Source organism: Kitasatospora sp. NPDC057940 (assembly GCF_042887425.1).
GTDB lineage: Bacteria > Actinomycetota > Actinomycetes > Streptomycetales > Streptomycetaceae > Kitasatospora.
The window spans coordinates 117143-139807 of the sequence record NZ_JBHVPH010000013.1 but is presented as its reverse complement, the minus strand read 5'-3'; the positions used below and the strand labels follow the sequence as shown (position 1 = coordinate 139807).

General features: G+C 73.0%; 22 protein-coding genes and 1 pseudogene. 13 read left to right on the top strand and 10 right to left on the bottom strand.

The genetic code is table 11. From position 1 onward, the window contains the following. The 4 genes and pseudogenes from ACFVTF_RS21115 to ACFVTF_RS21100 form a co-directional block, all read right to left on the bottom strand. A pseudogene (locus tag ACFVTF_RS21115) lies at positions 1–2231 on the bottom strand (hypothetical protein); the annotation flags it as partial. Positions 2232–2775: 544 nt separating this feature from the next. Then, complete coding sequence (locus tag ACFVTF_RS21110; RefSeq protein ID WP_387815459.1) at positions 2776–3306, bottom strand: AAA family ATPase; 531 nt, start codon at positions 3304–3306, stop codon at positions 2776–2778. A 71-nt stretch (positions 3307–3377) separates the two neighbouring features. After that, positions 3378–4037 carry an AAA family ATPase gene (locus ACFVTF_RS21105; protein ID WP_387815457.1) on the bottom strand — a complete coding sequence of 220 codons (660 nt, stop codon included), beginning with the start codon at positions 4035–4037 and terminating at the stop codon, positions 3378–3380. Between the two features lie 335 nt (positions 4038–4372). Further along, positions 4373–5050 carry a TetR/AcrR family transcriptional regulator gene (locus tag ACFVTF_RS21100; RefSeq protein ID WP_387815455.1) on the bottom strand — a complete coding sequence of 226 codons (678 nt, stop codon included), beginning with the start codon at positions 5048–5050 and terminating at the stop codon, positions 4373–4375. 78 nt (positions 5051–5128) lie between these two features. Between ACFVTF_RS21100 and ACFVTF_RS21095 the strand changes: the two genes are divergently transcribed. Next, positions 5129–6691 (top strand): MBL fold metallo-hydrolase, encoded by a 1563-nt coding sequence (locus ACFVTF_RS21095; RefSeq protein WP_387815453.1) that lies wholly within the window; start codon positions 5129–5131, stop codon positions 6689–6691. A gap of 87 nt (positions 6692–6778) precedes the next feature. Here the strand turns inward: ACFVTF_RS21095 and ACFVTF_RS21090 are convergent, their stop codons facing one another. Together ACFVTF_RS21090 and ACFVTF_RS21085 are read right to left on the bottom strand one after the other, a co-directional pair. After that, positions 6779–7300, bottom strand: coding sequence for a DUF6328 family protein (locus ACFVTF_RS21090; RefSeq protein WP_387815451.1), 522 nt, complete (start codon positions 7298–7300; stop codon positions 6779–6781). Then, entirely contained in the window at positions 7297–7866 is a 570-nt protein-coding gene (locus ACFVTF_RS21085; RefSeq protein WP_387815449.1) for a MarR family winged helix-turn-helix transcriptional regulator, read from the bottom strand. The genes ACFVTF_RS21090 and ACFVTF_RS21085 overlap by 4 nt, the downstream gene beginning before the upstream one ends. A 48-nt stretch (positions 7867–7914) precedes the next feature. Here ACFVTF_RS21085 and ACFVTF_RS21080 point away from each other — a divergent pair, with 48 nt between their 5' ends. The 6 genes from ACFVTF_RS21080 (at position 7915) to ACFVTF_RS21055 (ending at position 14029) form a co-directional block, all read left to right on the top strand. Next, positions 7915–8817 carry an EamA family transporter gene (locus ACFVTF_RS21080; protein ID WP_387815447.1) on the top strand — a complete coding sequence of 301 codons (903 nt, stop codon included), beginning with the start codon at positions 7915–7917 and terminating at the stop codon, positions 8815–8817. 254 nt (positions 8818–9071) lie between these two features. Next, positions 9072–9968: a neutral zinc metallopeptidase gene (locus ACFVTF_RS21075; RefSeq protein WP_387815445.1), complete on the top strand. Its 897-nt coding sequence runs from the start codon at positions 9072–9074 to the stop codon at positions 9966–9968. Between the two features lie 138 nt (positions 9969–10106). Continuing rightward, a complete protein-coding gene (locus tag ACFVTF_RS21070) occupies positions 10107–10481 on the top strand; it encodes a hypothetical protein (protein WP_387815443.1) in 375 nt (124 codons plus the stop codon). A gap of 326 nt (positions 10482–10807) precedes the next feature. Continuing rightward, a complete protein-coding gene (locus tag ACFVTF_RS21065; protein ID WP_387815441.1) occupies positions 10808–11902 on the top strand; it encodes a sugar ABC transporter substrate-binding protein in 1095 nt (364 codons plus the stop codon). Positions 11903–11966: 64 nt separating this feature from the next. After that, positions 11967–12752 carry an ATP-binding cassette domain-containing protein gene (locus tag ACFVTF_RS21060; protein ID WP_371515299.1) on the top strand — a complete coding sequence of 262 codons (786 nt, stop codon included), beginning with the start codon at positions 11967–11969 and terminating at the stop codon, positions 12750–12752. After that, on the top strand, positions 12749–14029 hold the full coding sequence (locus ACFVTF_RS21055) for a sugar ABC transporter permease (protein WP_387815439.1): 1281 nt from the start codon (positions 12749–12751) through the stop codon (positions 14027–14029). Before ACFVTF_RS21060 ends, ACFVTF_RS21055 begins: the two co-directional genes overlap by 4 nt. 269 nt (positions 14030–14298) lie before the next feature. Here the strand turns inward: ACFVTF_RS21055 and ACFVTF_RS21050 are convergent, their stop codons facing one another. Both ACFVTF_RS21050 and ACFVTF_RS21045 read right to left on the bottom strand, forming a co-directional pair. Further along, positions 14299–14856 (bottom strand): hypothetical protein, encoded by a 558-nt coding sequence (locus tag ACFVTF_RS21050; protein WP_387815437.1) that lies wholly within the window; start codon positions 14854–14856, stop codon positions 14299–14301. 14 nt (positions 14857–14870) lie between these two features. Next, positions 14871–15326: an ATP-binding protein gene (locus tag ACFVTF_RS21045; RefSeq protein WP_387815435.1), complete on the bottom strand. Its 456-nt coding sequence runs from the start codon at positions 15324–15326 to the stop codon at positions 14871–14873. A gap of 144 nt (positions 15327–15470) precedes the next feature. Between ACFVTF_RS21045 and ACFVTF_RS21040 the strand changes: the two genes are divergently transcribed. Both ACFVTF_RS21040 and ACFVTF_RS21035 read left to right on the top strand, forming a co-directional pair. Continuing rightward, positions 15471–16298 carry a helix-turn-helix domain-containing protein gene (locus ACFVTF_RS21040; protein ID WP_387815433.1) on the top strand — a complete coding sequence of 276 codons (828 nt, stop codon included), beginning with the start codon at positions 15471–15473 and terminating at the stop codon, positions 16296–16298. Next, positions 16291–16488 carry a DUF397 domain-containing protein gene (locus tag ACFVTF_RS21035; RefSeq protein ID WP_387815431.1) on the top strand — a complete coding sequence of 66 codons (198 nt, stop codon included), beginning with the start codon at positions 16291–16293 and terminating at the stop codon, positions 16486–16488. The genes ACFVTF_RS21040 and ACFVTF_RS21035 overlap by 8 nt, the downstream gene beginning before the upstream one ends. A 212-nt stretch (positions 16489–16700) precedes the next feature. On the opposite strand, the gene ACFVTF_RS21030 is transcribed toward ACFVTF_RS21035, so the two are convergent. Continuing rightward, the gene (locus tag ACFVTF_RS21030; RefSeq protein WP_387815430.1) at positions 16701–18338 is read right to left on the bottom strand and encodes an alkaline phosphatase D family protein; all 1638 of its coding nucleotides are present in this window, start codon (positions 18336–18338) and stop codon (positions 16701–16703) included. A 510-nt stretch (positions 18339–18848) separates the two neighbouring features. On the opposite strand from ACFVTF_RS21030, the gene ACFVTF_RS21025 reads away from it, so the two are divergent. Next, positions 18849–19304 (top strand): hypothetical protein, encoded by a 456-nt coding sequence (locus ACFVTF_RS21025; RefSeq protein WP_371515293.1) that lies wholly within the window; start codon positions 18849–18851, stop codon positions 19302–19304. A 120-nt stretch (positions 19305–19424) separates the two neighbouring features. On the opposite strand, the gene ACFVTF_RS21020 is transcribed toward ACFVTF_RS21025, so the two are convergent. Next, the gene (locus ACFVTF_RS21020) at positions 19425–20420 is read right to left on the bottom strand and encodes a LuxR C-terminal-related transcriptional regulator (RefSeq protein WP_387815428.1); all 996 of its coding nucleotides are present in this window, start codon (positions 20418–20420) and stop codon (positions 19425–19427) included. Between the two features lie 173 nt (positions 20421–20593). On the opposite strand from ACFVTF_RS21020, the gene ACFVTF_RS21015 reads away from it, so the two are divergent. From ACFVTF_RS21015 to ACFVTF_RS21005, 3 genes are all read left to right on the top strand, one after another. Beyond that, a complete protein-coding gene (locus ACFVTF_RS21015; protein WP_387815426.1) occupies positions 20594–20908 on the top strand; it encodes a hypothetical protein in 315 nt (104 codons plus the stop codon). 195 nt (positions 20909–21103) lie between these two features. Next, a complete protein-coding gene (locus ACFVTF_RS21010; RefSeq protein ID WP_387815424.1) occupies positions 21104–21406 on the top strand; it encodes a hypothetical protein in 303 nt (100 codons plus the stop codon). Positions 21407–21610: 204 nt separating this feature from the next. Next, the coding region (locus ACFVTF_RS21005) for a hypothetical protein (protein ID WP_387815422.1) at positions 21611–22665 on the top strand (1055 nt) is incomplete at its 3' end.

Sequence of the window (22665 nt, the reverse complement as noted above, 5' to 3'; positions counted from 1 at the left end):
ACCGTCACGTCGGTCAGCGTCACGTTCCCGCTGTTCGTCACCAGGAAGCTGTAGTCGACGACCTGCCCGACGGCCGTGACCGTGGTGGGGGAGGCGGTCTTCATGATCGTGAGCGAGGGCGTCGCGGGGACCGGGGTGTTGGTGAAGGTGCAGAGCACCATCGGGCTGTTCTTGTCCTCCACCGTGGGCGGGAACGGCAGGTTGAAGGTGGTCGCGCCGGTGCCCGAGGCGACGGGGGCGTTGCCGTTGGCCGTGTCGACGCAGTCGTAGGCGGTGGTGTAGTTGGCGAGGCTGCCGGAGGCGGCGGTCTCGGTCAGCGTGTAGGTGGTTCCCGACACGGCGATGACCGGGCCGGCGGGGGGCGTCTGGATGCCGGTGCTGGTGCCGGTCGTGGTGGCGGTGTTGCCCTGGGTGATGCCGCCGCCGGTGATCGCCAGGTTGAACTGGTCGTTCGACGTGGTCGACGAGGCGAACCGGCCGACGATGTTCTTCTGCAGGGCCAGGGTCGGGTTGGTGGAGCAGGCGCCGAGGTCCACGGACAGGAACGCGTTGTTGGAGTACGGCGTGGGCCCGGCCAGGATCGCGCCGGTGTTCGGGTTGAGCTGCTCCAGGTAGGTGGTGGTCCCCGTGGCGAACTCGATGTAGAGCGTTCCGGCGTTGTCGAAGGCCGCCCCGTTGAACGAGTTGCTGTCCGGGTTGGGCAGGGTGCTCAGCACCGTGTCGGTCAGCGGTACGCCGGTGGCCGACCCGGTGGTGGGGATCGGACCGTTGACCCGGCCGATGGCGGCGTCGGTGCCGACGGAGGAGAGGGCGTAGAGGTTGCCGCCCGCGTCGAAGGTGATGTCACCGTTGGGGCCGGAGGCGCCGGTGACGGGCAGGTCGAACGTGGCGATCACGCCGGGGATCGCGGTGTTGGTGGTGGTGTTGAAGCCGTAGAGGGTGGCCACGCCGGGCGTGGTCGCCGTGCCGGGCTCGAAGCTGGCGTAGTAGTAGATGCCGTTGGCCGGGTCCACCGCGCCGGCGACGAAGGAGTCGTTGGTGGCGCCGGCGGATCCGGTGTAGGTGGTCCAGGCCTGGGTGGCCGCGTTGTAGCCGTACACGTTGACGGACCCGGCGACGGTCGGCGTCTGGTCGACCACGTAGGCGGCGGTGCCGCCGTCGGTGATCCCGAGGGCGTTGGTGAAGCCGGATCCGGCGGGGAGCGTGCTGACCGTCGTCGCGGTCACGCTGGATCCGCCGACGGTGCCGGCGGCCAGGGCGAGCAGGGTGCCGTTCGCGGCGGTGGAGGAGCCGCGCTGGATGGCGTAGATCGTGTTGCCCGTGCAGTCCAGGGGGTCGCCGGGTGCCCGGGGCAGGCGGCCGGCCGGGGCGGTGCTCGGCGGGGCGGCCGCGTTGTTAGGGCCGGCCGGACCGGCGGTCGCGGATGGCGTGGCCTCCGGGGACGGGGCTGCCGGAGCGCTGCTCTGGCCGGTGGGCGCGGAGGCCGCTGACGGGTCGGCCTTCGCCGCCGTGGCGTCGGCGCCGGGGTCCTTCCACTCCAGGACGACGAGGCCGTTGCCGCCGTCGCCGCTGTGGCCGGCGCCGCTCTTGGCCGCGTCGGCGCCGGTGTTGGTGCTGGCGTCGGCGCCGTTGACGCCCGTGAGGGACGGGGCGAGGCCGCCGAAGGCCGCCCCGGTGACGTACTGGCGCTCGGTCACGTGAGGCGCAAGGCCTTGCGACCCGTCTCCAGCACCGGCCCCGGCGGCACCGGCGCCGCTCGCGCTCGCGGTCTCAGTCACGCTCGCGCTCGCGGCCGAGGCCGTGCCGCCGTCGGCTGCCAGCAGGGTGTCCGCGGGGGTGTGCGACTGGCCCGACCGGATGACGGAGGCGCCACCGTTGCGGGCCTCCGGGGAGCCGGAGCCGTCGGGACGCGACCGCCCGCCCTGGCCCGGTACCACCGTCAGCCGCTGTCCGGCCGTCACCTCCAGCAGCGCGGTCGCGTAGGCGCCGGCGGCGCCCGGCCGGTTCGCGTGGTCGCGGCCGGCCGCGGCGGTGTCGCCGTCGGCGGCCGCACCCGCGCCCCAGGCCTTCGCCCTGATCGAGGAGACCCCGGTGGGGACGGTGAAGTCCTGGTCGCTTCCGGTGTAGGCGAAGGACAGGCAGTCGGTGTAGCCGGCATCCGCCGGGCACGTCTGGGCCGCGTGCGCGGCGGGGGCGGCCAGCAGCGGGACGAGCGGCGTCGGCGCCAGCATCAGCACGGCCGCCAGCATTCCCGTCCAGCCGCGCCGCGTCGAGCCCGCCCTCCTCGGCGGACGGGCCAGGGCTCTGCCTGGTGCTTCGAAGGCTCGGGCCAGGCCCCAGGGTCGTCTGACTTCGGGCATCGGGGACTCCCCAGGGTACTCGCGGGACTCGTGGATGACGGCATGAATGCGGCCATAAGGTGACGAAATGACTATGCCGTCCGTGTTATCCGGGCTGATCCGGGCGCGCGGGAGAAGTCATCCCGGCGGCCCACACGGGAGAGCTGACAACCTGTCGGACGGGCCGCCGGGCACGGCCGGCGGAGTGACGGTCGATGCCGCGGCGGTCACGGAGGTCGCGGCGCCTGGCCCGCAAGCGGCACCCGGCGCGGGGGCCTCCCCTGCGCGCGCTGCCCGCAAACGGACGGCCGGGCCCGGCAGGCCCGCGGGGCCGCCGTCCGCGCGAAGCCCGTCGAGCGCCTGCGGGAGTCGGAACTCTCCTGCCGCTACACCGAGTTGATCCGGCAGGCCGCCCGGCTCGCCGGCGAACCGACGGTCAACTCCCGGGCCTGGTGGCGAAGGCGGCGATGTCCGCCAGCGGCGGGCGGTAGCCGTGGGTGGTGTCCACGTGCAGGTGCGGCACCGGCAGGGACGGCGGGGTGAAGTCGTCCAGCAGGTTGCCCGGGCCGGGCGGGGCGGCGAGGAGCGCGCGGTCGGCGTGCGCGGCGCGGTGCGGGTGCGTCGTCAGGCGGGCCCGGATCCGGGCGCGGGCCACTGCCGGGTCCACCCGGCAGTGCACGATGCGCAGTTCGGCGTGCTCGGCCAGCGGGGTCAGGCCGGGCCGCCACAGCCGGTCCTGGAACGCGGCCTCCGCCACCACGCTCACCCCCGCGCGCACCAGGACCTCCAGGACGTCGAAGAACGCCGCGCGCACCGCCTCGTCGGGGTTCCCGGCCCGGGTGCCCGCGTGCACCAGGCCCTCCTTCAGCTCGTCCCGGCACACCGCCGGGCAGCCGAGGGACCGTGCCAGCGCGTGGGCCAGCGTCGTCTTCCCGCTGCCCGGCCCGCCGCTCACCACGATCAGCATCTGTGGACCCCTTTCGTCAGGTCAGGTCAGGCCGGGCCGGGGCAGGTCAGGGCCGGTTGAGCCAGGGCAGGTCAGGCCAGGGCACGGCGCAGGCGGTCGGCGAGGGTGGGGTAGGGGCGGCAGTCCAGGACGGGCAGGTGGTGGGTGCGGGCCTGGTCGGCGAGCCAGTGGGAGTAGCGGGCGCTGACGGCCGCGCGGCGCTCCTGCGGGCCGGATTCGGGCTCCCGCCGGGCGTAGTTGGCGCTGATGCCGGCCGCGTCGCCCTCGTGCAGGAACGCGGCGCGTACGACGCGGCCCTGTCCGGCGGCCTCGGCGGCGGCGCGGGCGGCGGCGGCCGGGGTGAGGTAGTCGCCTTCGACGATCGCGGGCACGTCGACGGTGAGGCGGTTGCGCACCACGCCGAGCAGGGCGTCGTCCAGGGCGCGGGCGGTGGCGATCTGCAGTTCCAGGACGCGGTCGGCGGGCAGCGCGTCGGGGTCGTCGAGGCCGTCGAAGTGGTGCAGGCCGGGGTGGCCCTCGGCGGTGGTGGCGGCGTGCAGGGCGGCGACGACGTCGTCGAACTCGACCACGAACGCGCCGCTGTGCCGGGCGAGTTCGGCGGCCGCGCGGCTCTTGCCGAGGCCGGAGGCGCCGCCGAGCAGCAGGACGTCCCAGGTGGGGGCGCTGCCGTTGCCGTTCCCGGTGCCGTCCCCGTTGCCGTCCCTGCTGCCGTTGCTGTCGTTGCTGTGCATCCGGGCACGGTACCCGCCGCGCGGGGTGGGGCGGTAAGCGGTTTCGGGGGCGGGCGGGCTCTGTGGGGTGAGGGAGATGTGGGTCTTCCTCGCCTGGCCCCCGGCGCCCGACAGCCGGCCCCGGCCCGGTCCCGTCCGTCACCCGCGCCGCGCCCGCCCCCGGTGCGGCGCGGGTGACGGGAAGCGGGTGGCGGGAGGCGGCAGCGGGAGACGGGCGTACGGGCGGTCCCGGCGGCGCCGGGCATCGGGCGTCAGGTGTCGGGCCTCAGACGTCGGTTGTCAGGCGCCGCACGGGGCTGGTCGGTTGTCAGGCGCCGCACGGGGCCGGTCGGTTGTCAGGCGTCGCGCGGCGGGCCGAAGCCGTCGGCGAGCACGTCGAGCCTGGCCAGCAGGGCGTCGGCGAGCGGGAAGGCGGCGTCGCTGGCCAGCCAGCGGCTCAGGGCGGTCACGTAGCAGTCGAAGACGAGGTCGGCGACGGCGGCCGGGTCGAGGTCGGGGCGGATCTCGCCGCGCTGCCGGCCGCGGGTGACGGTGGCGAGGATCGCGTGCGGGGTGGCGGCGCCCAGGCCGAAGGCGGCGTGCAGGACCCCGCTGTCGTGGAGTTCCTTGGCCAGCGGGTAGTCCTGCTCGTTGAGCCGCGCGAGGGCGCGGAGCTCGTCCGCCAGCGCCTCGACGACCGGTGCGCCGTCGGCCGCGTCCGCCGCCTCCTGCCGGTCCAGCAGCTCGTGGCGCTGCCGGACCCAGGCGGTGACGAAGTCCTCCTTGCGGCGGAAGTGGTTGAAGGCCGTCTGGCGGCCGGTGTCGGCGCGTTCGGCGATGTGGTCGTAGGTGGTGGCCGCGTAGCCGTGGGCGGCGAACAGGTCGAGGGCGGCGGCCAGCAGCCGTTCGCGGGTGGCGCTGCGGCGCTGCCCGCGCCGGTCCTGGCCGGCGGGCCCGTCCGGCCGGCCCTGCCCGTCCCGGGGTCCGGCCGGTTCCTGCGGTGCCGCGGGTTCCTGAGGTGCTGTCGGTCTCACACGACGAGTGTACTTGAATCCACTTTGGTACTGGAGTACACATTGGTACTCCGGTACACCTACTGAGGAGGTCAAGCGATGGCCGTCCCCTTCACCCTGGGCCTGCACGCGATCGCCGAGGACACCTACGCCTACCTGCAACCCAGCGGCACCTGGGGCTTCAGCAACGCCGGGCTGGTCGTCTCCGGCGGCGAAGGGCTGCTCGTCGACACCCTGTTCACCGTCCCGCGGACCCGCGCCATGCTGGAGACGATGACACGGGCCCTGCCCCGGCTCGCCATCCGCACCCTGGTCAACAGCCACAGCGACGGCGACCACTGGTGGGGCAACCAGCTGCTCCCGGACGCCGAGATCCTCGCCTCCGAGGCCGCCGCGGCCCACATGCGCGGCGAGCGCCTGCACGAGCTGCTCGCCTCCCCGGGCGACGTCCCGCTCCCGCGGGTCGTCGAACGGATGCGTGAGGACTTCGACTTCACCGGCATCACCCCGACCCCGCCGACCCGCACCTTCAGCGGCGAACTGGAGGTCGCGGTGGGCGGGCGCAGCGTCCGGCTGATCGAGGTCGGCCCGGCCCACACCGCCGGTGACGTGCTGGTCCACGTCCCGGACGCGGGCGTGCTGTTCACCGGGGACATCCTGTTCGTCGGCGGCCACCCGGTGGTCCACAGCGGCCCGGTGTCGGGCTGGATCGCCGCCTGCGACCTGATCCTCGGCCTGGACGCGGAGACGATCGTGCCCGGGCACGGGCCGGTCGTCGGCACGACGGAGGTCCGTGCCCTCCGCGACTACCTGGAACGGCTCCACGGCCACGCCGTGCGCGCGCACCGGGCCGGCCTGCCCGTCCTCCAGGCGGCCCGGGAGATGGACCTGGACGGCTTCGCCCACTGGGCCGACCCCGAGCGGCTGGTGCTCAACGTCGGCGCCGTCTACCGCGAGCTCAACGGCGACGGCACCCCCGACGAGCTGGAGCTGATGGGCCGTCTCGACCACTACGCGCCGCCGCACGCCGAGCCGCACGCCGCCCCGCACCCTGCGCCGTATACCGCCCCGCGCCCCGCCGGCGCGGCCCCGAGGCTCGCGCCGCGGCCCGCCGCCGAGGTCGCCGCCCTGGCCGGACGCCTGGAGGGCCCCGCGGCGCAGGTCCTCGCCGGCGGCGCCGGGCCGCTGGCGGGCCGTCCGGTGCTCAACGTCCTGGCGACCGTCGGCCACCACCCCGACCTGCTGGTCGCCCTGGTGCCCCTGCTCACCCGGCTCGCCCAGGGCCTGCTCCCGCCCCGCGAACGGGAACTGGCGATCCTGCGCACCGCCCACCGCACCGGCTGCGCCTACGAGTGGCACCACCACGCCCGCCTCGGCGCCGCCGCCGGCCTGACCGGGCCCGAGATCGCCCGCGTCCTCGGCGGACCGGACGCCCCCGGCTGGAGCGAGGGTGACCGGGCGCTGCTGCGGGCCGTGGACGAGCTGTGCGGGGACCACGCGCTCTCCCCGGCCACCTGGCGTGAGCTGACGGCCCGCCACTCCACGCCGCAGCTGCTGGAACTGCTCGCCCTCGTCGGCGCCTACGCGCTGGTCGCGGGCATCGTCAACAGCTGCGGCGTCCCCCTCGACGACTGGCTCACCCCGCCCGTGGCGGCGGGCTGACCGCCGCCGACCGCCGTGTGGGGGAGCGGAGTTCACCGCACGGCGCGCCCGCGCGCCGCCGTCCGGGACCGGCCCGCCGCGCCCGGTTCAGTCGTCGTGCCGCGGGCGGCGCACCATCCAGGGCAGCACGAACCACAGCCCGGCGAAGATCAGCGCGACGACGGAGGTGATGGCCAGGGCCGTGGCGGTCCCGAGCACGACGTCCAGGACGAGCAGCACGGCGCCGGTGAGCGCGCAGGCGAGCAGCATCAGGCCCAACTGGGCGATGTGGACGGAGACCTTGACGATCCGCGCCTTGCCGGGGTGGCGGAACAGCCCGCGGTGCAGCGCCACCGGGGTGGCGAACACGGCCGAGGAGATGACGGCCAGCAGCAGGGTGGTGACGTAGACGTCCTGCTGGCCGTCGGTGAGGGTGGCGAAGCGCGGGGTGAAGGCGACCCCGAGCAGGAACGCGAACACGATCTGGACGCCGGTCTGCAGCACCCGCAGCTCCTGCAGCAGTTCCACCAGCCGCCGGTCGGCCCGGGCCTCCGGGCTCTCCACGCCGGACGGGGACGGGGCGACGGGCGGCCCGGGTTCGGGCTGGGACGGCGGAGGGGTGCTGGTCATGCGTCATATTCTGCTGGTCCGCCGCCCGCTGCGGTGCCGTCCAGGCGGTGCTGCCAGGCGGTGAGGAGGGTCTGCAGGGCGGCGGCCTCCTCGGGGGACAGCAGGGCGAGCAGGCGGTGCTCGTTGCGGATGTGGGCGGTGAACGCCTCGTCGATCAGCCGCAGGCCGGCGTCGGTGAGGGCGACGACGCGCCCGCGCCGGTCGCCCTCGGCGAGGCGGCGGGTGACCAGCCCGGCGCGTTCGAGACGGTCGATCCGCTTGGTCATCGCGCCGGTGGTGACCATGGTGTGGGCGGCGAGCTCCCCGGGGGCCCGCTCGTAGGGGGCGCCGGCCCGGCGCAGCGCGGCCATGACGTCGAACTCGCCCTCGCCGAGGCCGTAGCGGGAGTAGACCAGGGCGAGTTCGCCGGTCAGCCGGGCGGCGAGGCGGTGCAGGCGGCCGACGACGGCCAGCGGGGAGACGTCGAGGTCGGGGCGTTCGCGCCGCCACTGGGCCTGGATCAGCGCCACGTGGTCGGTGTCCGCGCCCGGCGGGGAGGGCGTCCGGGGGTGCTGCTGGTGCTCCATGGGCCCACCCTACCGCCAGTACCTTCCCGGGAAGGTATATTGCCTTCCATGGAAGCCAATCTGCGGTGGGTCCTGCTGACCGCGGTCGCGCCGCTCGCCTGGGGCGCCAACTACTACGTCACCCACGCCTACCTGCCCGCCGACCGGCCCCTGTGGGGCGCGGCCCTGCGCGCCCTGCCCGCCGGACTGGTCCTGCTCACCCTCTCCCGCCGCCGCCCGCACGGGCCCTGGTGGTGGCGCAGCGCCCTGCTCGGACTGCTCAACACCGCGGTGTTCTTCGTCCTGCTCTACCTCGCCTCCCAACTGCTGCCCACCAGCACCGCCGCCACCGTCATGGCCGCCTCCCCGCTGGCGATGCTGCTCACCGCCTGGGCGCTGGCCGGGCAGCGCCCGCACCGCGCCCACCTGGTCGGCGCGGTGGCGGGCCTGGGCGGGGTGGCGCTGACGCTGCTCGGCGCGGGCGGCGCGGTCAGCGGGGCGGGGCTGGCGGCGTCGGTGGCGGCGATGCTGGTCTCCTGCGTCGGCTACGTGCTGGCCGCCCGCTGGCGCGAGGGCGCGGACCCGCTGGCCGTCACCTCCTGGCAGCTGACCGCCGGCGGCCTGATGCTGCTGCCCCTGGCCGCCGCCGCGGAGGGCGCGCCCCCGGCGATGGACGCCCGCACGCTCCCGGCCTTCGGCTACGTCGCCCTGGTGGCCACCGCCCTCGCCTTCGCCCTCTGGTTCGCGGGCCTGCGCCACCTGCCGGCCGGCACGGTCGGCCTGCTCGGCCTGCTCAACCCGCTCGCGGGCGTCCTGCTGGGCGCCGGCCTCGCGGGGGAGGGGCTCGGCGCGCGCCAGGTGTGCGGGCTGGCGCTGGTCCTGGCCGGCGTCCTGCTCGGCCGCCCCCGCGGGCCCGCCCGCCCTGCCGAGGCCTCCGTCGCGCCCGAGTCCGGTATCCGCGTCGGAAATTGACGGACCATCAGTCCAGCAGTCGGGCCAGGTGGCGGTCCAGGACGGCGCACGCGGCCTCGGGGGAGCGGTGCCCGATCGCCACGTCCACGGCCACGTCCACGGCCGCAGTCGCCGCCCGGCCCCGCCCCCGTCCGGACCCCGCCGCCCGCGCCCCCGCTGCGCCGTGCCGGAGCCCGCTGCCCGTAGGCTGGGCGGGCCGTCACCGGCACAGACCGTCACCAGTACTGACAAACACGACAGAAGCGGGCAGGGGCATGCAGTTCGACGACCAGGGCGACCTCGACACCTCACAGGTGGACGACCGGCGCGGGATCCCGGGCGGGAAGGTCGCCATCGGCGGCGGGGCGGTGGGCCTGATCGTCGTGCTGTTCGCGGTCGTCCTGGGCGTGGACCCCCAACTGCTGGGCCTGTCCTCCGGCGGCGGCTCCACCACCTCCAACGGCGCGCACACCGCCGGCGAGGTGCAGCAGGCCTGCAAGACCGGTGCGGACGCCAACCGGCGCCAGGACTGCCGGATCGTGGCGGTCACCAACAGCGTGCAGGAGTTCTGGCGCACCGAACTGCCCAAGCGCACGGGCACCGCGTACCGCAACGCCGAGACGGTGCTGTTCACCGGTCAGGTCTCCACCGCCTGCGGCCCGGCGACCTCCGCCGTCGGCCCGTTCTACTGCCCCGGCGACCGGAAGGCCTACTTCGACCTCGGCTTCTTCAACGAGCTCTCGGCCCGCTTCGGCGCCAAGGGCGGCCCCTTCGCCGAGTCCTACGTCGTCGCCCACGAGTACGGACACCACATCCAGAACCTCCTCGGCACCATGCAGAAGGTGGGCAGCGACCGCCAGGGCGCCAACAGCGCCTCCGTGAAGCTGGAACTCCAGGCCGACTGCTACGCCGGGGTGTGGGCGCACCACGCCACCACCACCCCGCAGCCCTCCACCGGGCGGCCGCTGATCGCCTCCCTCACCGACCAGGACATCGCCCAGGGCCTGGACGCGGCCGCGGCCGTCGGCGACGACCGGATCCAGCAGCAGGCCACCGGCCGGGTCAACCCGGAGAGCTGGACCCACGGCTCCTCCGACCAGCGCAAGACCTGGTTCACCACCGGCTACCGCACCGGCGACCTCGCCCAGTGCGACACCTTCGGCAAGTCCTAGCCGCACACGTCGGCTCCCGGAGTGCGGCGGCGCGCCCCTGTCAGATGTCAGGGACCGCCGCCGCGCCCACGTTCCTAGGCTGCTGAGCACCGGCCGGACCCCACGTCAGGCCGCGCACCAGCCAAGGGAGAACCATCCATGCGCAGGATCACCCACGCCGTCGCCGCCCTCGCCCTCGCGACCGCGGCCCTGACCGGCCTGACCGCCCTGGGCACCGGCAGCGCCGGCGCCGCCGACGGCTCCTGGGCGGGCTGTCCGTACGGGGCGGTCTGCGTCTACCCGCAGAACCAGGACCCGGCCTCGGCCCCGAGCGACGTGTACTGGAGCTACGGCGCGCACAACCTGAGCAACCAGTACGGCAACCACTGGGTCCTCAACAACCAGTCCGGCGGCGCCCACGCCCACCTGTGCAAGAGCTCGGGCGGCGGCAACTGCGTCTACGACATCCCGGCGCAGAAGGGCGTCTGGTACGACCTGGGCCCGATCAACTCGATCACCCTCGACCGCCCCTGACGCGCCGTCCCTGGCGCGCCGCCGCTGACACACCGGAACCACCTCCGAACGGGGGCGCCCGCCGCACGGGGGACGGCGGGCGCCCCACCTTCCTGACGCCCCGACAGGTTGATCGACTCTTGAACGGCGGGCCCCACAACGGGCGCCGCCGTTCCGTCATTTGGAGCTTCCTCCAGGTTTCAACTCCCCGTCAGTGTTCATGAAGATAACGAGTAGAGGCGCATCGCCCGCAGTCTGAATTTACTTATTGACGTCATGTACGCGTTCAGGTTTAACTCCCCCCACCCCGCCGCAGAGCCGCGGCGACGTCAGGGAGAGGCACCCCCATGAACGCAGCACTGCGTCGCGTCCTCATCGCCACCACCGGCATCTCACTGGCCCTGTCCATGGCCGCCTGCGGCAAGGCGGGCGGCGACAAGAAGGACGCGGCCGCCTCCGGAGACGGCAAGTCCATCGGGCTGCTCCTACCCGAGAACGCCTCCTCCACCCGCTACGAATCCTTCGACCGCCCCTTCGTCGAGGCCAAGGTCGCCGCCCTGTGCGCGGACTGCAAGGTCCTGTACAACAACGCCGAGGGCAGCGCCGCCAAGCAGAAGCAGCAGTTCGACACCCTCCTCGCCCAGGGCGTGAAGGTGATCATCCTGGACCCCTACAACGCCAAGTCGACCCAGGGCTGGGTCCAGGAGGCCGCCGCCAAGGGCGTCAAGGTCGTCGCCTACGACCGCCTGGCCACCGGGCCGGTCGCCGCCTACGCCTCGTTCGACAACGAGAAGGTCGGCGAACTCCAGGGCCAGGCCCTGGTCGACGCCCTCGGCGCGCAGGCCGCCGACGCCAACGTCGCCATGATCAACGGCGACGAGGCCGACCCCAACGCCGCCGACTTCAAGACCGGCGCCCACAAGGTCCTCGACGCCAAGGTCAAGAAGATCGTCTACGAGCAGTCCGGCCAGTGGGACCCCACCGTCGCCGGCCAGAAGATCGGCGCCGCCGTCACCCAACTCGGCAAGAACGGCTTCCAGGCCGTCTACTCCGCCAACGACGGCATGGCCGGCGCCATCATCACCCAGCTCCAGGGCGCCGGGATCAAGGTCCCCGTCGGCGGCCAGGACGCCGGCCTCGACGCGATCCAGCGCATCGTCAACGGCGACCAGGCCTTCACCATCTACAAGGCCTACCGCCCGCTCGCCGACTCCGCCGCCGAACTGGCCGTCGCCCTCCTCAAGGGCAAGGACGTCAAGGCCGTCGCCACCGCCACCGTCGACAGCGCCACCGACAAGGCCATCCCCGCCAAGTTCCTGGACGCCAAGGTCGTCACCAAGGCCAACATCGCCACCACCGTCGTCGCCGACGGCCTCTACAAGGTCTCCGACATCTGCACCGCCGACTACGCCGCCGCCTGCGCCGCCGCCGGCCTCAAGTAGCCCGGCCCGCCCAGCCGCCCGGCTCGACCCGGGTCCAAGTCCACCACCGCAGAAGAAGGTTCATTTGACAGGCGCACCCGTCCTCCAGCTGCGCTCGGTCTCCAAGCGCTTCGGTGCCGTCCAGGCCCTCACCGATGTCGGCCTCGACGTGCACACCGGCGAAGTCCTCGCCCTCGTCGGAGACAACGGCGCCGGCAAGTCCACCCTCGTCAAGACCATCGCCGGCGTCCACCCCGTCGACGAGGGCACCATCACCTGGCACGGCGAGCCCGTGCGCCTGACCCGCCCCCAGGACGCCCAGGCCCTCGGCATCGCCACCGTCTACCAGGACCTCGCCCTGTGCGACAACCTCGACGTCATCGCGAACCTGTTCCTCGGCCGTGAGAAACGCCGCCGGGGGCTCCTGGACGAGGTCGCCATGGAGCAGCACGCCCGCGAACTCCTCGACACCCTCGCCATCCGCATCCCCGACGTGCGCACCCCCGTCGCCGCGCTCTCCGGCGGCCAGCGCCAGGTCGTCGCCATCGCCCGCGCCCTGGTCGGCGAGCCCGCCCTCGTCATCCTGGACGAGCCCACCGCCGCCCTCGGCGTCGAACAGACCGCCCAGGTCCTCGACCTCGTCGAGCGGCTGCGCGAACGCGGCCTGGCCGTCGTCCTCGTCAGCCACAACATGGCCGACGTGCGGGCCGTCGCCGACACCGTCGCCGTCCTGCGGCTGGGCCGCAACAACGGCGTCTTCCCCGTCGCCGGCACCACCCAGGAGCAGATCGTCTCCGCCATCACCGGAGCCACCGACAACGCCCACGCCCGGCGCCAGGCCCGCCACGCCGGGGAGGAGGACGCCGCATGACCACGCCCAGCACCCCCGCCGACACCCCCGCGGCCCCCGGCGCCGACCCCGTGGCCCCCGGTGCCGACCCCCGCCTGCACACCCGGGCCGCCGGCGCCGCCGGCTACCTGGACGCCGCCCGCCGGCGCCTGGCCGCCGGCGAACTCGGCTCCCTGCCCGTCGTCGTCGGCCTCATCCTGATCGCCGTCATCTTCCAGTCCGTCACCGGCCACTTCCTCCAGGCCGACAACCTCACCAACATCACCCGCTTCATCGCCGGCCCCGGCCTCATCGCCGTCGGCGTCGTCTTCGTCCTCCTCCTCGGCGAGATCGACCTCTCCCTGGGCTCCGTCGCCGGCGCCAGCGCCGCCCTCGCCGCCGTCCTCGCCGTGCGCCAGGGCGTCGCCGAATGGCTCGCCGTGCTCGCCGCCCTCGCCGCGGCCACCGCCATGGGCCTGCTGCACGGCCTCTTCTTCGCCCGCGTCGGCGTCCCCGCCTTCGTCGTCACCCTCGCCGGCATGCTCACCTGGAGCGGCCTGCAGGAGTACGTCCTGGGCGACCTCGGCACCGTCAACAACCGCCACGGCGGCCTCATCGCCACCCTCGACACCACCTTCCTCGGCGACGGCGACATCGCCTACGCCTGGGCCCTGGCGGTCCTCGCCCCCGCCCTCTACCTGCTCGCCCACCTGCGCACCGCCCGCCGGCGCACCGCCGCCGGCCTCACCGCCCGCCCCACCGCCGACACCGCCATCCGCACCGGCGCCCTGGCCGTGCTCACCCTCGCCACCGCCTACGCCCTCAACCAGGACCGCGGCCTGCCGCTGCCCCTGGTCGTGCTGGTGGGCGTCGTCGTCCTCACCGACTTCGTCCTGCGCCGCACCTCCTACGGGCGCCGGATCTTCGCGGTCGGCGGCGGCGTGGAGGCCGCCCGGCGCGCCGGCGTCAACGTGGCCCGGGTGCGGATCTCCGTCTTCATGCTCTCCGCGTTCCTGGCCGGCCTGGGCGGGCTGTTCTACGCCTCCCAGCAGGGCGCCGCCGACAAGCAACTGGGCAGCGGCAACGTCCTGATGAGCGCGATCGCCGCCGCCGTCATCGGCGGCACCAGCCTCTTCGGCGGCCGCGGCAAGACCTGGTCCGCGCTGCTGGGCATCCTGGTGATCCAGTCCATCACCACGGGCCTGGACATGGTCCACGCCGCCCAGGCCATCCAGTACATGATCACCGGCGCGGTCCTGCTCGCCGCCGTCGTCCTGGACTCCCTCTCCCGCCGCACCCGCACCGCCGCCCGCACCTAGCCGACCCCGAACGCCCCGGGGCCCTGTGGAAGGTCCCAGACCTCCACAGCACGCCCGAGCCCGATCCTTTGCCTGCCGGAAGCGGCAAAGGATCGGGCTCGGGCATTTTCGATGCGGGTGGCACGCGGTCAACCGTCGAGTAGCTGCGGGGAGTTGGCGCATGAACCCACAGGTGGCGGGGTCACCGGCCAGTCACCCCACCCGAACCGACCGCGCTCGCTGCGCAGGAAGTCGGCGGGCCCGACTTCCTGCGCGCGGTGGGGTGTTGTTCAAGAGCGGGCGGCTTGGGCTTGGGTGCGGCAGCGGGTGAGGGCGGGTTTGATGCGGGGGTCGGGGGTGGGTGCGGCGACGAGGAGTTCGCCGGCGGTGGTGAGGGTGGTCCAGTAGTGGGCGGGGTTGCCGGTGGTGGGGCGGGGGCGGGCGGCCGCGAGGGAGAGGTAGGCGGCGGTGAGGTTCCCGGTGGTGAACCAGCGGGCCAGGCCGTGCTGGTGGCCGGCGCGGATGCCACCCATGGCGTCGATGGCGGCCAGGAAGAGGTCGACAACGGCGAGTTCGGTGGCGTCGAGAGGCTTGGGGATGTCGAAGACGCCGAGGGCTTCGAGGAGTTCGCCGGTGTCGTTCTCGGTGCCGGGGCGGGGGTTGGCGAGGAGGGCGTCGTAGCAGTCGTCGAGGCGGCGTTGGGTTTCGGCGGCGGGGATGCCGAGGGCGGTGCAGACGGCGCGGGCTGAGCGCAGGGGTTGGCGGGTGCGGCGGGCGAGGGTGGCGTAGGTGTCGGCGGGGGTGGAGCCGGTGTCGAACAGGTGGCGGGCGGTGAGGGGGAGTCGCATGGTGGGGGCCTTGTTCAGACGGTGAGGAGGGTGGCGGGCGTGGGGGCGGGTGCGGGGGCGATCAGGGCCCAGACGAATTTGCCGACGCCGCCGGCGCGGGGGCAGCAGCCCCATTTCTCGGCGAGTTCGTTGACGAGGAGGACGCCGCGTCCGTGTTCGTCGTCGGGTGTGGGGGTGTGGAGGGAGGGGCGGCCGGTGCCGGCGTCGTGGACTTCGAGGCGTAGGCGGTGGTCGCCGGTGAGGGCGAAGCGGACTTCGATGAGGCGGTCGACGGGGGCGTCGGTGTGTTGGACGGCGTTGGCGAAGAGTTCGCCGAGGAGGAGTTCGGCGGTGTCGCGGTAGCGGTCGCCGGTGGGGAGGGCGGCGAGGTAGGCGCGGAGCAACTGCCGTGCGATGGGGGTGGATTCGGTGCGGGAGTCCAGGCGGGTCGCGAACGTGCGGGGGCGGGGAGCGGTACGGATTTTGAGCATGGCGAAGCACCTCAAGGGAAGGCGTATGCGAATGGAGTGCGCCCACTTCGGTCAGTAGTCGAATGACTACCAGGATGGCTCAGCCTGCTCTAGGATCGAAAGAGTTTCAAATCTCTAGTCCAGCAGATTTTAAAGAAGGCGATCTTGGTTCGTCGCACACTTGACCCAACGTCATCCCCGTTGGAAGCCCTGGCTGTTCAGATCAGCCGGTCGCGCCAGGCCAAGGGGATGACGCAGATCGAACTCGGCGTGCGAGTCGGGTACTCCAACGTCTACATCTCGAACGTGGAGCGAGCTAAACAAGCGCCGTCTTTAAAGTTCGTAGAACGCGTGGACGCCGCCCTCGATGCCGGTGGCGCCCTGACGGGACTGTGGTGGAGCTGGAAGAACGGCGCTCTGTTGCCGGGGTTCTCCGAGTACCTTCGCCGGGAGCGCGAAGCGATCACGGTCAGACTGTTCGACACGGATATGGTGTCGGGCATACTTCAGCACCCGGACTACAGCGCGGCCTACGAGGCCGGCATCGTCCGCCGAGGGGAAGCGACACAGGAGCAAGCCGACGAGAGGCTTGGTCTGCTGGCGCAACGTCAACTCATGCTCGACAGGGGCACCACGATCCACGTCGTCCTGGACGAGGGAGTCCTGCGTCGACCGATCGGCGGTCGGGAGATTATGGCCATGCAGCTCTCTCACCTGGAGAGCCTGTGTGATCACCCGAATGTGATCATCCAGATCGCTCCGTACCGCCTCGCCGAAGATCGGCCGCTGTCCCACCCCGTCACGCTCTTGACCCTCCCTAATCGTGCTTTGGTCGGGTACACGGAGACGCTTCAACGGGGATACCTGGAACAAGATGCCGAGACGGTGGCCCGATGGGTCGATAGATACGATCGACTCCAGGTCAACGCGCTCAGCCAGCCGGACAGTTTGGCCGTGATCCGGGAGACAGGGAAGGAACTGGACCATGCATGACCCAACGGGCGCCAAGTGGCGCAAGAGCACCTACAGCAACGGCGGGGGCGGCTGCGTAGAGGTGGACGATGCGCACCCGGGCCGGGTCCGTGACTCCAAGGACCCCCAGGGCCCGGCGCTGGCCTTCTCGGCCGAGGGCTGGGACTCGTTCGTTGCCGCTGTCCGAAGCGGCGAGTTCGGCGAAGTCTGAATCGAAGCCAGATGTGAGGCTTCAGGCCGGGGCTGCTTCCAAGGAGTGCGGCGCCGCATGGTCGGCTTCATGCCGGTTTGCATCGCCGATGGGCGAGCAGCCGGTGGCGCGGGCGGGGAAGCGCTCGCCGCCCGGAGGCCCCGGGGCCGGGTTGGTGGTGCCGCCCCCGGGCCCCGCCGCCCCCGTGTGCGGCGGGCCCCGGGGGTGGCGGGTCAGGCGGGGCGGATGCCCGGGTTGCCGGCCTCGGTGACGAAGGAGGCGGCGGTGGTGACGGTGCCGCCGGGGCGGGTGATGTGGGAGACGGCCCGGTAGTCGGCGCGGACCTGGTGGCGGTCCAGGGTGAGCGTGGTGTAGCCGCGCCGCCCGTCGTAGAACTTCATGTGCGGGTTGGCCGACATCAGGTTCTGCCAGTTGGACGGCTTCTCCTCGCCGTCGCCGTCGCTGCTGATCGAGGTGCCGACGAACTCCACGCCCACGGTGCGCGAGTCCGGCTTGTCGAAGTCGCGCTTGACGTCCAGGGCGTAGGCGACGTGGACGTCACCGGTCAGCAGCACCAGGTTCTCCACCCCGGCCCGGTCGACGGCGGCCAGGAAGCGCTCGCGGGCGGCCGGGTAGCCGTCCCAGGCGTCCATGGAGAGCTTGGAGCGCTCGGCGGTGGTGTTCTTGCGGCGGGAGAAGACGACCTGCTGCGGCACGACGTTCCAGGTCGCCCGGGAGCGGCGCAGGCCCTCGGCGAACCAGCGCTCCTGGGCGGCGCCCATCAGGGTGCGCCGCGGGTCCTCGGACTCCGGGGTGGGGTACTGCCAGCCGTCGCCGTTGGCCTGGTCGTCGCGGTACTGGCGGGTGTCGAGGATGTCGAACTGCGCGAGCTGCCCGAAGTGGACGCGCCGGTAGAGGGTGAGCTCGGTGCCGCGCGGCTGCGGCATCCGCAGCGGCATGTTCTCCCAGTACGCGCGGTAGGCGGCGGCGCGGCGGGCGATGAACGGCGCCGGGTCCTGGCCCTTCTCGGGGATGCCGGCCGCGTAGTTGTTCTCCACCTCGTGGTCGTCCCAGGTGACGTACCAGGGGTGGGCGGCGTGCGCGGCCTGGAGGTCGGGGTCGTTCTTGTAGAGGGAGTAGCGCAGCCGGTAGTCCTCCAGCGTGGCCGTCTCGTGGTCGAACAGCGCCGGCAGGGTGCGGTCGGTGTACTTGCGGTCGCCGCCCGCGGCGTCGATGCCGTACTCGTAGATGTAGTCGCCGACGTGGAACACCGCCGCCAGGTCCTCGTCGGCCAGGTGGCGGTAGGCGGTGAAGTAGCCGTCCTCGTAGGCCTGGCAGGACACCAGCCCGAAGCGGACGGCGTCCAGCCTGCGCCCGCGCTCCGGCGCGGTGCGGGTGCGCCCCACGGGGCTGCTCCAGGCGCCGACGGTGAAGCGGTACCAGTACACCCGGTCCGCGTCGAGGCCGTCGACGTCCACGTGCACCGCGTAGTTGAACTCGGCGTGCGCGCGGGCGCTGCCACGCCGCACCACCTTGCGGAACCGCTCGTCGCGGGCCAGCTCCCAGCCCACCCGCACCGAACCGGCGGGCGGCAGCCCGGCGCCGGGCTCCAGCGGGCGCGGCGCCAGGCGGGTCCACAGCACGACGGCCCCGGGCAGCGGGTCGCCGGAGGCCACGCCGAGGGTGAACGGGTCGCCGGTGATGGCGCGCGGGCCGAACTCGGCGTCCTCGGCGTGCGCGGACGGCAGGTTGACGGTGAACGCCAGCGCGGCGGCGGCCGAGGTGACGGTGAGGAAGCGGCGCCGGTCCAGCCGCGCGGCGGCCTCGCGCAGTTGCTGGTCGGGGGAGGGGCGGTCGGCAGGGCGGGTCATGGGGTGAAGGCCTTTCGCTGCTCGGCGGTGTGCGAAGGAATTCGAGTGGACCGCGCCGTACGCCAGGGGTCGGAATTCCGGCAGCCGAGTGATCATCTGATGGGGGACCCGTGAAGGTCCGACAAATCCCCCCGGGTGGACGGAAACGGACGCGCGTAGCGTCACCCGCGCGACCGGTCCACTTGGCCGGCGGCCGCAGGCCGTCGCGCCCCCGCCCGGGCCCGCCACCGGCTCCGGCCCGCCCGCGGGCCCCGGACGGCGGCCGCCCGGCAAAGCCCCGAACCCGCACGAGGGGACGGCTGCTCCGTACCCGGAACGGGCCGCGCGACGAGAGCCGCCCCCACTACACAGGAGTGCTGGCAAAGTCAAGAAAAACCACCCGAACGGGGGGGTCCACTTTTACGCCGGAGTGCGCTCGTGATGTACAACACGCTGGCACCCCAAGCGAGTTGACTGATAGGAATCACCCCGGGGGACCCGACCATCAGCTCACACCTCTGGGAGGGAACCATGAAGAACCGCTTTGTACGTCGTGCGGGTGTTGTGGTGGCCGGCCTCGCCGTCCTGACAGTCGGCTTCGGCAGCACGGCGGCCATGGCGGCCGCCCCGGCCCCTGCCCTGGCCCCGGTCGCAGTGGTCCAGAACGTCACGCCCGCCATCACGGACGTGCAGTCCTGGACCTACGTCACCGGCCCGCTGGAGACCACGCTCACCCTCGACACGACCGCCCGCTCCGCGTCCATCGTGGTGTACGCGAACGTGCCGTTCCTCGGCAAGGTCAAGGTCGGCAGCGCCTCCGGCAGCCTGACCGAGGGCATCACCTTCCACCTGGGCCTGTCGCCGTTCGTCAACGGCACGCAGAGGTTCTACCTGGTCGGCGACGACGTGCACCTGTACTACGACTTCGACGCGCTCGGCAAGCACTACACGGGCGACGTCAAGCTCGGCACGCTCCCGCCGTTCTAGCAGCCCCGCTCCAACACCTCCGGCGCCGCCCGCCGCCCCCGCGACCCGGGGGCGGCGGGCGGACCCACACCCGCGCCGGCCGCCCGGTTCCCGTACCAGCCGCCCGCGCGAACGTCGGCCCTACAACTGCTGCGGCAGCCAGCCGTTCTGCACCGCCCGCATCCCGAACTCGAAACGACTGCGCGCACCCAGCCGTTCCATCAGATCCGTCGCCACCCGCCGCGCCGTCCGCGACGACACCCCCAGCCGCTTGGCGATCGCCTCGTCCGTCAGCCCCTGCGCCAGCAACCGCACCACCGTCGCCTCCTGCGCACTGAGCCCGCCCTCGTCCCGCACCACCGACGGCCCCAGCTCCCGCGCCTGACCCCACACGTGCTCGAACAGCGCGCACAGCGCCACCAGCGTCCCGTGACCGGTCAGCACGACCGCCCCCGCACGGGTGTCGTCCCCGCTGACCGGGATCAGCGCCGTCGCCCGATCGAAGATGATCATCCGGGTCGGCAGCTCCGGCACCGTCCGCACCTCCCCGCCCAGCTCCGCCAGCCAGCCCACGTACGCCACCGTCGGCTGGCTGTTGCGCACACTGTCCAGGTACACCGTCCGCATCCGCACCCCCCGGTCCAGCAGATCCCGGTCATGCGGACGGGACGCCTCGATGCTCTCCGGAGAATGCCCGCCACCCGGCGCGAAGGTCATGATCTCCGTCGCCAGGCCACGGGCCAGCGACGCGATCCGGTCCCGGATCTGGTCCAGGCCCACCAACTGCTCCACCCCGGCGTGCGAGGCGGCCGGCCGCAGATCCGCGTACTCCGCGATCAACTGCGCAGCCGCCGCCCGGGACGCCTCGATCCGCAGCTGCTGCGCCGCCAGATCGGCCTGCTGGCGCGCCATCAGCAACTCCATGCCGACCTGCGGCGACACCGCCCGCAGCTCGCCCTCCCGCTCGTAGGAGGGCCGGATCAGCGCCAGCTCGCTCAGCAGGTCCAGACAGCGCCGGACCTCCTCCTCGCTGCGCCCGAGCCGCTCCGCCAGCGCCCGCACCCCGTCGCCGGGATGCGCGAGCATGCTGCGGTAGACGCTCTCCGACACAGCATCCAGCCCGAGTGCGGTCAGCATGCCTCGTTCCCCCCGGTGTGTAAGGCCTGAATCGCCAATCGCTGCGTACGCGATCATCGCACGCGAGTGCGAGAGGGGGCCAGCAAGGGTCCGTGGACGGTTCCGGACACCGCCGGAACCGTCCAGGTTGATCCTCTATGCCGGGATGTCGACGGTTCGGCAGAGTCCGTTCCATGTACCTGATTCACGCCGAGATCCAGGCCCCGGTCCCGGCCCCGGCAGCAGCGCTCGGGCCCGACACCGCCGGGGTGCTGCTGGCGAGCGCGCGGCCCCAGGAGCGGATCGAACACGTCGCCGTGCACGAGGGGGCCGGCCCCGGCGCCGTCCTCGGCGTCTACCTGGTCGCCGGCCGGCTGAGCGCCGCCGAGACCGTCGTCGACACGTTCTGCCGGCGCGCGGTCGAGACCGTCCCCGCGCTGCGCGGCTGGACGCTCACCCGCGTCGGCGCCCCGCTCGTCACGCCGTTCTACGAGCGCCTGCTGGACTGATCCGGCCCGGCTGGACGGATCCGGACGCTGCCGTTTCCGTCCACCGGAGAACCCTTCCACCCGCTCTGAACTGCGACGAAGCTAGTACTCGCCAGCAGGGCCCACCGCCCGGAGGCAAACCGGCCGAGCGTCAACCGCGGGACGCGACACCGGACTCACCGCCACCCGTCCAGTTCTCGAAAGAGGTCCACTCCCATGCTTCGCACCCCGCTCGCCAAGGCCGCCGCGGTCGCCGCCCTCGCCCTCGCCGCCGCCCTGCCGATCGCCGGCCAGGCCTCGGCCAACACCATCTGGGACAGCCCCACTCCCGCCCCGGCCGCCACGACGGCCAACACCATCTGGGACAGCCCCACTCCGGCCCCGGCCCCGGCCGCCACGACGGCGAACACCATCTGGGACGCCCCGGCCCCCGCCCCGGTCACCGTGACCCCGGCCAACACCATCTGGGACGGCCCCGCCCCGGTCACCGTGACCCCCGCCAACACCATCTGGGACTGACCAGTCCAGCGCCGGCCACCGCCGTGAACACCATCTGGGACTGACCCGCCCCGCCGTCGCCCGAGGCCACCCGACCGCTGCTCCTGCAGGGCAGCTGTCCGCCTCCCTCCGGGCCACGCCTCCCGACTTCCCGCGCCCGCGCCCGCGCCGGGCGCCCACCGCCGCTCTCACACCGCCGCTCTCACACCGTCAGGACGTTCCGTCATGCCCTCCGCGCTCTCCAAGCTCGCCCGCATCACCCTCGCCGCCTCCATCGCGGCCTCCGGCGCGATAGCCGCCACGGCCTTCACCACCACCGCGGCCCACGCCGCCGCCTCGTCCACCGTCGGCGGCCAGATCACCCGGTCGGAGATCCTCTCCCGCGCCCAGTACTGGTTCAACCAGAACCCGGGCCTCACCTACAACCAGGGCGCGACCTTCCCGGACTCCAGCGGCCGCTACTACCGCAAGGACTGCTCCGGCTACGTCTCCATGGCCTGGCACCTGGGCTACAGCGCCACCACCCAGTCCATCGCCACCGACGAGAGCTACGAGATCCCGCGCAGCGACCTGCGCCCCGGGGACGTCCTCAACAGCTTCTACGACCACGTCCTGCTCTTCGAGAAGTGGGACGACGCCAACCACACGACCTTCTCCTACTACTCCTTCGGCTCCACCCCGGTGAAGCACATCGCCGGCGCCTCCATCAACGCCGCGAAGTTCGACAACCACCCCAACGGCGACTACAAGGCGCGGCGCTACAAGAACGTCGTCGAGGACGTCAACACCTCCCCGTCCTCGCTGCCCTCCGGCACGCTGGTCAAGTCCCCCAACGGCGCCTCGGTCAAGGTCATCATCAACGGCGCGGGCCTGCCGGTCGCCGGCTCCGACGTCGCCGCCGACGGCTACGACCTGAGCAAGATCGTCCAGGTCGACGACGGCGCCTTCAACGCCCTGCCCACCGCGCTGCCGCCCGGCACCGTGGTCCACGACCAGGGCGGCGGCTCCTCCCGCTACGTCGTGGTCGGCGGCGCGGCACTGTTCATCTCCGGCTCGGACTGGACCGCCGACGGCTACAACACCCGCCCCGACATGGGCGTCCCGTCCAGCTGGCTGAAGGGCGCGATCAACACCGGCCCGGCCACCGGACTCGTCGTGATGGACCAGTCCGGCACCGACGCCGGCCGCTACGTCGTCGTCAACGGCACCGCCATGCACATCTCCGCCTCCGAGTGGACCGCCGACGGCTACAACCTCCAGTCCCTGATGGGCGTGCCCAC

Excerpts from the sequence above, each read along its gene's own strand:
- ACFVTF_RS21110 (WP_387815459.1), bottom strand. The coding sequence starts at position 3,306 with ATGCTGATCGTGGTGAGCGGCGGGCCGGGCAGCGGGAAGACGACGCTG.
- ACFVTF_RS21105 (WP_387815457.1), bottom strand. The coding sequence starts at position 4,037 with ATGCACAGCAACGACAGCAACGGCAGCAGGGACGGCAACGGGGACGGC.
- ACFVTF_RS21095 (WP_387815453.1), top strand. The coding sequence starts at position 5,129 with ATGGCCGTCCCCTTCACCCTGGGCCTGCACGCGATCGCCGAGGACACC.
- ACFVTF_RS21090 (WP_387815451.1), bottom strand. The coding sequence starts at position 7,300 with ATGACCAGCACCCCTCCGCCGTCCCAGCCCGAACCCGGGCCGCCCGTC.
- ACFVTF_RS21085 (WP_387815449.1), bottom strand. The coding sequence starts at position 7,866 with ATGGAGCACCAGCAGCACCCCCGGACGCCCTCCCCGCCGGGCGCGGAC.
- ACFVTF_RS21080 (WP_387815447.1), top strand. The coding sequence starts at position 7,915 with ATGGAAGCCAATCTGCGGTGGGTCCTGCTGACCGCGGTCGCGCCGCTC.
- ACFVTF_RS21075 (WP_387815445.1), top strand. The coding sequence starts at position 9,072 with ATGCAGTTCGACGACCAGGGCGACCTCGACACCTCACAGGTGGACGAC.
- ACFVTF_RS21070 (WP_387815443.1), top strand. The coding sequence starts at position 10,107 with ATGCGCAGGATCACCCACGCCGTCGCCGCCCTCGCCCTCGCGACCGCG.
- ACFVTF_RS21065 (WP_387815441.1), top strand. The coding sequence starts at position 10,808 with ATGAACGCAGCACTGCGTCGCGTCCTCATCGCCACCACCGGCATCTCA.
- ACFVTF_RS21055 (WP_387815439.1), top strand. The coding sequence starts at position 12,749 with ATGACCACGCCCAGCACCCCCGCCGACACCCCCGCGGCCCCCGGCGCC.
- ACFVTF_RS21050 (WP_387815437.1), bottom strand. The coding sequence starts at position 14,856 with ATGCGACTCCCCCTCACCGCCCGCCACCTGTTCGACACCGGCTCCACC.
- ACFVTF_RS21045 (WP_387815435.1), bottom strand. The coding sequence starts at position 15,326 with ATGCTCAAAATCCGTACCGCTCCCCGCCCCCGCACGTTCGCGACCCGC.
- ACFVTF_RS21035 (WP_387815431.1), top strand. The coding sequence starts at position 16,291 with ATGCATGACCCAACGGGCGCCAAGTGGCGCAAGAGCACCTACAGCAAC.
- ACFVTF_RS21030 (WP_387815430.1), bottom strand. The coding sequence starts at position 18,338 with ATGACCCGCCCTGCCGACCGCCCCTCCCCCGACCAGCAACTGCGCGAG.
- ACFVTF_RS21025 (WP_371515293.1), top strand. The coding sequence starts at position 18,849 with ATGAAGAACCGCTTTGTACGTCGTGCGGGTGTTGTGGTGGCCGGCCTC.
- ACFVTF_RS21020 (WP_387815428.1), bottom strand. The coding sequence starts at position 20,420 with ATGCTGACCGCACTCGGGCTGGATGCTGTGTCGGAGAGCGTCTACCGC.
- ACFVTF_RS21015 (WP_387815426.1), top strand. The coding sequence starts at position 20,594 with ATGTACCTGATTCACGCCGAGATCCAGGCCCCGGTCCCGGCCCCGGCA.
- ACFVTF_RS21010 (WP_387815424.1), top strand. The coding sequence starts at position 21,104 with ATGCTTCGCACCCCGCTCGCCAAGGCCGCCGCGGTCGCCGCCCTCGCC.